This is a genomic window from Streptomyces sp. NPDC048269 (assembly GCF_040652395.1).
Lineage (GTDB): Bacteria > Actinomycetota > Actinomycetes > Streptomycetales > Streptomycetaceae > Streptomyces.
The window spans coordinates 1-10,560 of the sequence record NZ_JBEZLW010000089.1; the positions used below are offsets into that span (position 1 = coordinate 1).

Consider the following 10,560-nt stretch of genomic DNA (forward strand, 5'->3'; position numbering starts at 1 on the left):
GACGGCGTCCACCACGCCGTCCTCGGCATCGCCCGCATGCACAATCTCGCCATCGCCGGATAGGCCAGCGGACCGCACCGCGACCGACCCTGCCCGACTCAAAGATCATTTACGGGACAACCCTTAGCGCTTGCACTGCACCACGATCTTCCGGCCGTCCGGCATCCCGGCGGACTGGGCGCGCGCGGAGCAACGAGGGGTGTCCCCGCCAGAGCGGGGCTGGGGTACTCAGTCCTTAAGGAAGCCAAATCTGATCCGGAAGTCCGATGCTCCGCCCAGTCCGTTCACCACACGTACCACCGCCCACCGCCCCGTGGTGGTCCTGACACAGATACTGCGCATCTGCCAATTCCTGGGCATGAGAGAGAGCCACTTCGGCCGCGACTCCAGTCGTGCGCGGCCGGCGCAATCGGGTAGATCGATATTGTCGATCCAGCCCATCTCGACCTTGCTGCTGAGGTGATTCTCTTCCCCGAACAGCAACATGCCGAAATCCAACTGAAAGTCGTCACTTCCCAGCTGGTTCAGGCGGCCGCTGTCAAGGTCGAAACGGCTTTTGTGCGCCAGCGTCACCTCATCCACCCCGGTCAGAAGTGCGTCGACATCCGCATACGGATCGGAGCCGGCCCGGGCATCAGGAGATGCTGACGGCGAAGCCGGCTGCGGACTGAATGGTCCGCCCGCCCACTGGGTGGGTGACGGGCCCGGGACCGGCAACTCTCGCTCACTCACACTCGCCGAGGGTCTGTCCGCATCAGGAAGAACGACTGCCGTAATGATTCCGGACAGGGCGGCGAGCGCAGTCCCGCCGATCATGATCACGCGGTCAACGGTGGTATGCGACGGCCGCAGCGACCGGACCACCAGCCCGACCACAACAGCCACTACGACCAGCGCTAAGAAGACGATCAGCGCTACGAGCCATGGCGCCAAACCTCACTCCCCTCCTGAACGATGCGCGCCACGCTATACGCAACGACGCTCGGCTGTGGGCCATATCCTCATCATCGGCGCCAGCGCGCGTCATGCGCCAGATCACGTGCGCCGTCGTCGGCCCTGTGCCGGGACATCAACTCTCTTGAAAAGGAGCAAGCCCACTGTCGGACGGACCGGAGTGTGCTGGGACAACGCGCTCACCGAATTCTTCTTCGCCACACTCAAGAACGAGCAGGTCAGCCAGCGCAGTGGCACAGGCGATCCGCCGCCCGAAACGCGATCTTCGACTACATCGAGGGCTGGTACAACACCCGACGACTCCACTCCAGCCTCGACTACCGAAGCCCAGCCGAGTACAAAACCATCGCAGCCTGACCAACACATGCAACCTGTCCGCCAAACAGGGACAAACTCAGTTCCCCGCTGTCCTTTCCGGCGGACTGCGGGTTTGGAGTGTCTCCCGCGGTGGGGGAAGGAATCGGCCTCGTTGCCGGTGGGTGTCAGCACGTTGCGGTGGGGGCGGAGCCCGGCGGGCGGAGCGCCGCACGAGCCGGTGCGGGTCTCCTGCCCGGACCCCGCTGAGGCCAGATCCTCCAAGAGGCGGGCGGTTGAGATCCCGGCCGAAGACCCTGGCGCTGCCGGCCGCCCGCCGAATCCGGCGGGCGGGGCGGCGGCCCGGCTGCAACCCCCAGAGCGCTCTGGGTACCAGCCTGACCCGCACACCCATGCCGGCACGAGCTGAATCTGACCCTACCGGCCCGGCGAGCCGGCCTGGCTCACGTGCCGAGCTTCCGCTTGCGTCCGGTCAGTTGGTGACCGGCCACTCCAGGGGTTCCCCGTGGAAGCCCTGCATCAGCTCGACCGCGACGGGCTTGCGGCCCTCCGGAATGAGGAAGGCGGTGCAGATCTTCTCCGACTGGCCCGGGCTCAGCTTCTTTTCCGCGTCCGGCTCCGGGCAGTTGGGCCACTTCGCGTCACCCATCATGACGAGGAGCGCACGAGTTCGCTGGCCCGAGTCCGTCTTGATGACCAGGTCGTCGTCCATGTCGCTGATCTCCATGGCCGTGCCGCTCTTGTGGGTGAGCGTCGACCAGACGTAGACGGGTATCTGCGGGCCGTCCTTGTCGTCCTTCTTCAGGCCGGAGTTGTCCATGTCGGCCTGGGTCCCGGTCTTCACCTCGGTCGGCGCGACTGTGAACTTGGCATCCGCCGATCTCTGCTTCGCACTCTCCTGCGCCGGGCTGGCCTCACCCAGAACGAACTTCGTCTTCTTGGCACCAGCCTTGGAACCGGAACTGGAACTGGGCGAATGGGAGCTGGAGCTCTTCCCCAGGCCCGCATCATTGCAGCCGGTCAGTGCCACGGCCAGAGCCACAGCCCCCGCCGCTGCCGCTGCCGGTACAGCAGGACTCCACACACGCATCTCTATCTCGCTATTCCATTGGATTGGATGTCACAACTCCCGTGCGGGGCACTTGGCCCGCGCAGCCGGAACCTCAATCTTCGCCGATCCTGCCCAGGAACGATCAACTTCCCCCGAGCACCGGTGATGAACGGGGAGCGTTGGAACGGCCGGCCCGTCGGCACCCCGGCGCAGCGGTCATGGGCGGTGGCCGGATCAGGGGGTGCCATTGCCGGGTACGGAGCCTTTCGGTGGTTGGTCGGCCGTGTGGTTCTAGTCCTCGCCTGCCGACCGCGGCGGGACATGTCCCGGCCTGGGCAAGGCGTCGCTGCGTAGGTCGTCCTCGGCCAGGTACTTTGCTGCCTCTGCGCATAGTTCGTCGCAGGAGCCGAGCGACCCACATGACGGGCAAACCTGGCCCGCGTCCGCCAATGGCACACCGACAACCACCAGCTGCGCGAACGCGGCTGGACGATCAGCGCGATCGCCGACCGCCCGGGCCGGGACCGCAAGACGGTGCGCCACCACCTGACCCCCGACCTCGACCTCGACCAGATCCTCGCCTCTGCCTGCGAACGTCGGCCCAACGGTCACATCAACCGCTTCAAGCCCTACCTCCAACAACGCTTCCTTGGCGGCGCGACCAACGCCGCGGCCCTTTCCGCGAGATCCGCGAACGCGGCTACCGCGGCAGCCGCGTCGTGGTCACCAAATACATCGCGCCCTTCCGCGCCGGCACCGCCATCCCAGAACCACCGTGGCCGATCCACAGCCCCCGCCGGATCACCAGCTGGGAGCAGTTCGGAACCTGTGGGTCGGCTTCGGGGCGGACACGAAGGGCGTACCTTCCCGAATGATCCTTTGATGGCCATCGAGTAGGCCCGCGTTCGCAGCGCGGGCTCGGAAGGCACGCCCGTGCTCAGCGTAGTGAACGCCGACGGCAGCACCGAGACCGGCTCCCTGATCGACGAGATCGTTCGCGCCCGCCGGATGCTCGCCGCCGCGTTGGAAGCCGAAGACCCGCGCCGCCGTCGACACCACGGGCGGGGAGCCTGTCATGACATTTCCGGGGGCTGCGTGGGCCTGTGGCGTGTTGCCCTCTGCGCTGCCGGAGGTCTTCGCTACACCGCTGCGACGACGGGTCCCTGCCCGGCTCTGGCGTGCTGCATGGCCGTCAGTTTGCGGACGAAGAGGACGGCGAGGACAGCGGCCACGAGCTCGAGGATGTCACCGACGAGCATCGTCGTGGCCGCGTCACGCACCGCGCCAGCGCTCTCGGCACGGGCGTAGGACATGCCTCCGTACCAACCCAGGAGCCGGGCCAGCACGAAGGCGCCCCACCACAAGTTGACAAGGGTCAATGGGAACCGACGGTAGCCTCCGCCAGCTACGAGGGGCGTGCTCGACCCCCAGGTGGTCACGGCAATCCGGTACGGCAGCCAAAGGTTGGCCAACGGTACGAACCAGGCACCAATCGCCCAGCCACGCCCAAGCCTTTCCGCACCCGGCGCGAACACCTCGGCGTTCGTGCGCACCCGGTGGAACCAGACGACGAAGACGATGCCCGTCACGATCAGGGCATTGCCCTGAATCGTGCCGACCAGGCCGGTCAGCCGTTCGCTTCGGTACAACTCGTCATCGCTGACCGCTGCGGGATCCGCGTGGAGCCGCTCCATGAGCGCGCGGAGGTTCCAGTCTGCGTACACGGCGTACACACCGAACCCGATGACCAGTGTGAACAGCACCGTCAAGGCGACCGCCAGGCCTGTAGGCGCGCGCAGCCGTACGCCCTTCACGTCGGGCGCGGCGTACGGGGACGGGTCCGGCGGACCGACCGGAGTTGCGGACATGCTGAAGAACCCCCCACGGGTACAGAACACGAAAGAAGGCGCGCCAGACAGAGCGGGCCAAGCAGGAACCTACGGCAGCCCATCCGCGCGCGTCACACCCGTTTCCCCAGGTCAGTTCGAGGACCCATCAGCGGCGGGCCCGCACTGCCTGAACAGCTGCCGCCGCACGCTTGAGCGGCCCACCCCCGCCCAGCGCCCGCGGGTACCGGGAAGGCGCCGGGGAAGGCCTGCTCTGCTTCCGGTTCGGTCACTGCGCACGAACACCCGAGCTCGCCGCGGCCGCGCTGCTCCAGCTGGTCGACAGCGACGAGCCGCCGCTGCGCCTCCTCCTGGGGAGCATGGTCTATGACCTCGCGTTCGACATCGCGCGCGGCCGTATGGATACGTGGGCGGCGTGGGAAGACGTCAGCCGTGCCGCGGAACGCGCGATCAGTCCTCCCGTCGCGTGATCGGGTTCCGCTCCGCGAGGGCCATGGCGGCCGGCAGGCACGTACGGGGGTCGTCGCCTGTCCCCGCCATGGTCCGGACGTCAGCGGCCCTCGCCGGCCGCCTTCAGCAGTGCGTCCACAGCTACTCCCCCACCCGTCTCAAGGAGTCACGACATGTCGTTCCGCACCACGGCCGAGGTCGTCCACCTCTTCAACCGCGCCTTCACCGACCACGACGCTTCCCTGCTCGACGACCTGATCGCCGACGACTGCGTGATGGAGGCGAACCAGCCTGCCCTCGACGGAGCCCGCGACGAGGGCCGCGCCGCATGCTTGGAGTTCTGGCGGGCACTCGCCGAGGACCACACGAGCCAGTTCGAGCCGGAGGACGTCGTGATCGCCGGCGACCGGGCTACGGTGCGCTGGCGCTACCGCTTCGGCGACGGACCCGCCGACTCGGTCCGCGGCGTGAACCTCACCCTCGTACGGGACGGGCTGATCGTGGAGTCCCTCGGCTACAGCAAGACCACGGCCTCCCAGTCAGTGGGCTCCAGCCGAGACGTTCCTGCCGGTCGGCAGGTTCGGTCCTACCCCGCGGGATGAGACTTGGGTGCCGCCAACTGCCCCTGCTACAGCTGGTGGAACCCTCCAAGCCTGGCTGGGCATCGTTGTGCCGGTCAAGATCACGTGTTCGTCCGCACGACCGCAGACTTACAGGACGGGGTGGCCGAGGCGGCCGCCGCGTCCTTGTCCGTGACGACATCTGGGGCACCACACCGTGAGCGAACGCGTCATTGCGCCCAAGAGCCGGGGTTTTCTGTTCCTCGACTCCCACCCTGGCGGCTGCCGACAGCTGGTGGACGAGATGTGGCAGGCCGTCCCCACCCCTGCACCCGCCGGGGGCGAAGGGCCGGTGGCCCTGGTCATCGGCTCGTCCGCCGGGTATGGCCTGGCCGCTACCATCGCGGGCCTGGCCCGCGTCGGTATCCGTGGCATCGGCGTGTGCTTCGAGAAGGCGCCCGCGAGGCGCACCGGCACGGCCGGCTGGTATCGCACCGCCGCCACCGCCCGGCTCGCCCGACGGCACGGGCGGGACATGGTCTTCCTCAACGGCGACGCGTTCAGCGACACGGTGAAGGAGCAGGTCGCCGACCTCCTCGTCGAGCGGTTCGGGGGACGACTCGACTACCTGATCTACTCGGTGGCCGCGCCTCGCCGCACCGACCCGGACACCGGCAACACGTATGCCTCGGCCCTCAAGCCGATCGGCTCGCCGTACACCACCAAGACTCTCGTCTTCGACGAGTACGGTGCCCCGGAGGTGAAGGATGTCACCACCGCGCCAGCCGAGAGCGACGACATCGAGCAGACCGTTGCGGTGATGGGCGGCACCGACTGGGAACGGTGGATCACGTTCCTGGCGGACCGGTCCCTGCTCGCCGACGGCTTCGCCACCGCCGCCCTGTCCTACATCGGCTCGCCGCTCACCGCGGCGATTTACCGGCAGGGCACCATCGGCGCCGCGAAGTCCCATCTGGAAACCACCGCCCGCACGTTGGACGAGCGCCTCGGCAAGACCGTGGGCGGCCGGGCCGTGACCTCGGTCAACGCCGCTGCCGTCACCCAGTCCTCCACCGCCATCCCCGGTATCGCCCTGTATGTCGGGCTGCTCCGCGGTGTCCTCGGCGACGCCATGGTGGCCCCGATCGGTCAACTGGTAGAGCTGTGGGACCAGCTGACCGGCGCCCGCCCCCTCGACCTCGACGACGAGGGCAGGGTCCGCCTCGACACCTGGGAACTCGAACCCGCCGTGCAGAACGCCGTCGCCGAACGCTGGAGCACCGCCACCAGCGACACCATCAACGAACTCGCCGACCTCGCCTGGTTCAGCGAAGAGGTTCGTCGCCTCTACGGCTTCTCTGTCCCCGGCGTCGACTACACCGCCGCCGTCGAAACCGACGTTCCCTGGCCCACTCTCACCATCTGACCCGCGCCACGAACGCCCCCGATCCTGTCGTGAAGCGCGTCAATTGCAGCGGCTATCTGGGCTGCTGGCTCGTGTACCGCGCTCAACACGCAGGACGTGACAGAGAAGTCGTCGCTGACCACCTCGCGCAGCGCGTCCAGGGACAGGACCTGCGAGGCGGGCGGGCCAGGTGTTCGCGAGGGTGGACTTCCCGGCGCCGGAGGGGCCGAGGAGGAGCACCAGGCTGTGCTCGGGCATCTCCGCGTAGAAGGTGGGTGTGCTCTTGCGGATTCTCCTTGCGGGTCGAGGGCGCGGGCAGCCCAGAGCAGGGCGCGCAGCGGCGTTGTCGGTGATCAGGGCGGCGGACTCGTGGAGGTAGTGGGAGGCGTCGCCGTCCCGGTCGGGCTCGAGTTGCTCGGCTCGCTGCGCGGCGGCGGTGAACAACTGCGCGAGGGCCGGGATGAGGCCACCGGGGGGGTGTCCTCGATGAACTCGCGCAGGATCGCGGCGAGCTCCGCCCGGTCGACGTCGTCGGCGGTGAGGTCGTCCTGGATCTGCTGGAGGGCCAGGTAGGCGATGCCGGTCGAGGCGCGCACGCGCTCCAATCGGGTGCGGGAGCGGGTGGTCACCGGCTGGTGGCCTTGGTGGTGGCGAGGAACGCGGCGGTTTCCCAGCCCTCGTGCCAAGCCTGGTCAGTTGACTGCACTAACTCAGGCCACGACTCGACTTGGTGGCGGTGCGGCAGGAACATCTGGGCATGTCGTTGTCGCATGAGTTCTCCCGTGCGCATCAAGACCTGATGGACGGCCGCGTAGGGCTGTCGCGGATCGGGGCGGTTGCTGCCTGGAAGGAGAGCCTGCTCGTGCGGCCGGACGGAAAGCCTCGGCTGCACGTGGAGGGCCCCTTCCTGGCGGTCCGCGCAAAGGATTTGTCGGTTACCGCTAGAGACGCTCCGTCAGCGACAGGAAAGTTGTTGCTGAGTACTGGGAGCGCGCCGGTACTTGCTTCCGGCCGTCTCGTGTGCTGGTCGGCTCGGAGCAAGTGGTCATTGCCCGGGGCTCCTAATCCCTGACCCCAGCCGCAAATTGACCGCCAGGGTAAGTCCGGAGCGCCGCAGGCCTAACCCCGAGACCGAAGGCGCCGCCGCGTATCTTGCTGTCCGCCGACCTCACCACCGAAACCGACTACCCGAGAGGACCCAACACCTGATGTCCATATGGCCTTCGATCGTTGCCGTACTCGGTACCCTCGCCGGTGCCCTGACCGCCGGACTCCTCCAGCACCGTTCGGCACGCACCGCACGCGCCGAGGAGCGCGCCGACAGCTACCGCCAGGACCAGCTCGGCGCCGTCACCGACTTTGCGGCCGCCCTGGACGCGCACCGCTCGGCGATGTTCCATCGGGAGCGTCTGGCCCTCACCGAGGCAGGCAACGAGCACCAGCTGGAGGCCCAGACGAGGTCCCACGACACCCGGGCGGCAATCACCGCGCCCCACATCCGCCTTCAGGTCCTGGCCCCCGAGCTGGCCGGCGCCGCCCAGCAGGCCGCAGATGCCACATACGCGCTGCGCAAGGCCATTGACCGGAGCGAGCTGGACGCCCAGCGGCATGCCGCCAAAGAAGCATCCGTCGCCTTCATCGCCGCGGCCGCCACACTACTGAGCCCCAGCAACCGCTGACTGAGGGCGGCCACTGCCAGCAGCATCCTGACCGTCCGGTCGTGCCGGTCCCATAGCCGCACCACACTCATGCGCTCCCGTGGCGGGTGTTCCTATTTCTCGGGTTCTGGCACAACTTTCTGTGGACATGCACGCTGTGTGACAGATGACCGTCCTCCGGCCCCGCCCGAAACTGGTGGGCTTGCTGCTGCCGGGCTGCGATGATGCCTCTGTTTCCCAGGCGGAGGACATTTGTTCGTTTTCGTGTGTGCGAGGTGCGGCGCTGAGCTGACCATCCCGCTGTCCCAGGTCGCCGTGCCGGTCCACGCCCATCAGAAGTACGGGAACGGGACTCAGCTCCCGGTGCTCATGGAGTCGGGCACGTTCGCCGTGGAATCGGAGCCCTGGGGACCGCCGTGGCGCAAGTGGGAGGAGATCAATCCGGACGAGGCAGCCGCCCGCGGTGTCTACGCGCCGGTCTACGCCCTGTCCGACGGCGCGCCCGGCGCGACCGTCATCGCACCCGGCGACGCCCACGGCACCGTACTGATCCCGGAAAATCGCGGAGGCGGCTACTGCTGCGGCCTCGACGGGACCGCCGGCCCCAACGTTGCCTGCGTGGCGTGTGCCCTGCCCGTGGCGAGCCGGATCGACGACTGCTCGCTCTGGCAGGCGATGTGGCTCGCCCCGAGTGCGGTACGTCGCCTACCCGTCGACGGCGCCGACGCCGCGCCGCATTCCTGGGCGGAGCTGATGGCGGAGGGCAAGGGCACACCCCCGTTCGAGCCGATCGCGGCGTGGGGGTCGCGGCTGGGAGCGGGCCACTGGTCGAACCACTGGTGGTCGTGGAGCCCGCAGTGGGAGGCGGCGGCCGGCCGGGCACTCGCCCACCTGCTGGCGGCCTCGGAGGGGCGACCCGTGATGGTCCCGGACGGCTTGGCCGCGGAGGTGTTCCGGCGCGCGCTCGACGCCATGCTTCCCGCGGGTCCGCACGCGCGGCGCGCCGTCCTGGCCGGACCGGGACGGCCGGCTCCCGACGGGGATGCCGGCATCCTCCTCGTGCCGACCCATCCGCAGACTGGGGAGGTCTGGGCCCCGGCTGACCCGACGGCATACCCGGTGCCGCTGCCGTTCGGGGTGTGGCTGTGGCTGGCCTTCCCCGAGCCGGACCCGCCCGTCCCCACGTCGGGCGGCCTCCCCGACGGCGTCCTCCGCGACGACTTCGACCCACCCGCGCCGCGCCCGCGCCACCTGTTCCGAGCCGACCCGGAAACCTTCCGGCACACCCTGGTCCGGCTGCCGGCCGTCCGCAGCCCGTGGCTGCGCGAGATCCTCGACAACCTCACGCAGCACATGCGCGCCGGCTACTTCTAGCGTCCAACTTCTATGGTTTGGCTACTCCGTGTGATTCTTGATCTCGCTGGTGGGCCCGTTGCGATCGTCTGGAAACAGCTGTGCTGGCCTCGTTTGGCCTGATGGTTCTGGGCTGGGAGAGAGGTACTGCTCGGGCTGGAGGAACTGCTCTTCCTGTCGGCTCCGGAGATCAGGGTGGTGTCGGTGCAGGACGACGGCGACGTAGTCCGGGTCGGTGTCGGATGCCTGACGGCCAGTGCTCGATACCCGGCTGCGGAGGGTGGTCGAACCACATACATGGGTCCTACCTGCGTTTCCCCGTTGACCTTCCCACGCAGGGAGGCGTGTGGTGCTGCGCCTACAGGTCGGCCGGTTCAGCTGCACGGACAACTCCTGCGGACGCAGACCTTCGTTGAACAGGTCTCCGGACTGACTCGCCGTCATGCTCAGTGGACGGAGCGGTTGCGTGCGGCCTTGGCCGAGGTGGGTCTCCTTCGGCCGGCCGAGCCGGCGCCCGTCCTGCGGACGTCTTCGGCATCTTCGTCAGCCGCAGCACGGTAATTCGCCTGGTTGATGCAATGCCTGACCCCCAACTGTCGGCTCCGCGGGCGGTGGGCATCGACGAGTACGCGATGCACAAGGGTCGTATCTACGGGACTGTGCTGGTCGACGTCGAAACCCGCAGGCCCGTGGATCTGCTGCCCGATCGGAGAAGGCCGACGCGGTGACTGCTGCAACGATGCGTTGTAGGGCTGATCTCCGAAGACCCCGTCGATGTCGGACGTCCACAGGGTCCTCTGCCACAGGTATGCGGCGTTTGAGGACACGTGCAATCCGCCCCTGCGCCAGCGCTCAGGTACCTCCTGAATCCCTAAGCTTGGCATTTATCCTCGCTCGTCACCCGACCTGCTGATCTGCGGTGTTTCCCGGGACAGCGGAGGCGGCCGTTCTCCACGCTTCGAGATGT

At 68.1% G+C, this 10,560-nt stretch carries 9 protein-coding genes and 3 pseudogenes; 8 read left to right on the forward strand and 4 right to left on the reverse strand.

The genetic code is table 11. From position 1 onward, the window contains the following. Positions 1 to 228 precede the first annotated feature (228 nt). A complete protein-coding gene (locus AB0D48_RS36530) occupies positions 229 to 933 on the reverse strand; it encodes a hypothetical protein (protein ID WP_362407386.1) in 705 nt (234 codons plus the stop codon). A gap of 178 nt (positions 934 to 1,111) precedes the next feature. Here AB0D48_RS36530 and AB0D48_RS36535 point away from each other — a divergent pair. Next, positions 1,112 to 1,311, forward strand: a pseudogene (locus AB0D48_RS36535) (IS3 family transposase); the annotation flags it as partial. A gap of 430 nt (positions 1,312 to 1,741) precedes the next feature. Here the strand turns inward: AB0D48_RS36535 and AB0D48_RS36540 are convergent. Together AB0D48_RS36540 and AB0D48_RS36545 are read right to left on the reverse strand one after the other, a co-directional pair. Beyond that, on the reverse strand, positions 1,742 to 2,113 hold the full coding sequence (locus AB0D48_RS36540; protein WP_362407389.1) for a hypothetical protein: 372 nt from the start codon (positions 2,111 to 2,113) through the stop codon (positions 1,742 to 1,744). Between the two features lie 1,346 nt (positions 2,114 to 3,459). After that, entirely contained in the window at positions 3,460 to 4,188 is a 729-nt protein-coding gene (locus AB0D48_RS36545; RefSeq protein ID WP_362407392.1) for a DUF4328 domain-containing protein, read from the reverse strand. Between the two features lie 170 nt (positions 4,189 to 4,358). Here AB0D48_RS36545 and AB0D48_RS36550 point away from each other — a divergent pair, with 170 nt between their 5' ends. The 3 genes from AB0D48_RS36550 to fabV all read left to right on the forward strand — a co-directional run bounded on the left by AB0D48_RS36550 (position 4,359) and on the right by fabV (position 6,603). After that, positions 4,359 to 4,637, forward strand: coding sequence for a hypothetical protein (locus AB0D48_RS36550; protein WP_362407394.1), 279 nt, complete (start codon positions 4,359 to 4,361; stop codon positions 4,635 to 4,637). A gap of 153 nt (positions 4,638 to 4,790) precedes the next feature. Beyond that, the gene (locus AB0D48_RS36555; RefSeq protein WP_362407397.1) at positions 4,791 to 5,219 is read left to right on the forward strand and encodes a nuclear transport factor 2 family protein; all 429 of its coding nucleotides are present in this window, start codon (positions 4,791 to 4,793) and stop codon (positions 5,217 to 5,219) included. Between the two features lie 175 nt (positions 5,220 to 5,394). Beyond that, positions 5,395 to 6,603 (forward strand): enoyl-[acyl-carrier-protein] reductase FabV, encoded by a 1,209-nt coding sequence (fabV, locus tag AB0D48_RS36560; RefSeq protein ID WP_362407400.1) that lies wholly within the window; start codon positions 5,395 to 5,397, stop codon positions 6,601 to 6,603. A gap of 263 nt (positions 6,604 to 6,866) precedes the next feature. Here fabV and AB0D48_RS36565 read toward each other — a convergent pair. Continuing rightward, positions 6,867 to 7,211 (reverse strand): annotated as a pseudogene (locus tag AB0D48_RS36565) (hypothetical protein); the annotation flags it as partial. Positions 7,212 to 7,725: 514 nt separating this feature from the next. Here AB0D48_RS36565 and AB0D48_RS36570 point away from each other — a divergent pair. From AB0D48_RS36570 to AB0D48_RS36585, 4 genes and pseudogenes are all read left to right on the forward strand, one after another. Next, positions 7,726 to 7,791, forward strand: a pseudogene (locus AB0D48_RS36570) (LEPR-XLL domain-containing protein); the annotation flags it as partial. Continuing rightward, positions 7,791 to 8,261: a hypothetical protein gene (locus tag AB0D48_RS36575; protein ID WP_362407403.1), complete on the forward strand. Its 471-nt coding sequence runs from the start codon at positions 7,791 to 7,793 to the stop codon at positions 8,259 to 8,261. The pseudogene AB0D48_RS36570 and the gene AB0D48_RS36575, both read left to right, overlap by 1 nt. 231 nt (positions 8,262 to 8,492) lie before the next feature. Beyond that, positions 8,493 to 9,614: a hypothetical protein gene (locus tag AB0D48_RS36580; RefSeq protein WP_362407406.1), complete on the forward strand. Its 1,122-nt coding sequence runs from the start codon at positions 8,493 to 8,495 to the stop codon at positions 9,612 to 9,614. Positions 9,615 to 10,171: 557 nt separating this feature from the next. Continuing rightward, positions 10,172 to 10,321, forward strand: coding sequence for a hypothetical protein (locus tag AB0D48_RS36585; RefSeq protein ID WP_362407409.1), 150 nt, complete (start codon positions 10,172 to 10,174; stop codon positions 10,319 to 10,321). The last annotated feature ends 239 nt before the right edge of the window (positions 10,322 to 10,560 follow it).

Bases quoted from the DNA above. Each gene is read 5' to 3' on its own strand.
- AB0D48_RS36545 (WP_362407392.1), bottom strand. From the start codon at position 4,188: ATGTCCGCAACTCCGGTCGGTCCGCCGGACCCGTCCCCGTACGCCGCG.
- AB0D48_RS36555 (WP_362407397.1), top strand. From the start codon at position 4,791: ATGTCGTTCCGCACCACGGCCGAGGTCGTCCACCTCTTCAACCGCGCC.
- AB0D48_RS36585 (WP_362407409.1), top strand. From the start codon at position 10,172: ATGCCTGACCCCCAACTGTCGGCTCCGCGGGCGGTGGGCATCGACGAG.
- AB0D48_RS36575 (WP_362407403.1), top strand. From the start codon at position 7,791: ATGTCCATATGGCCTTCGATCGTTGCCGTACTCGGTACCCTCGCCGGT.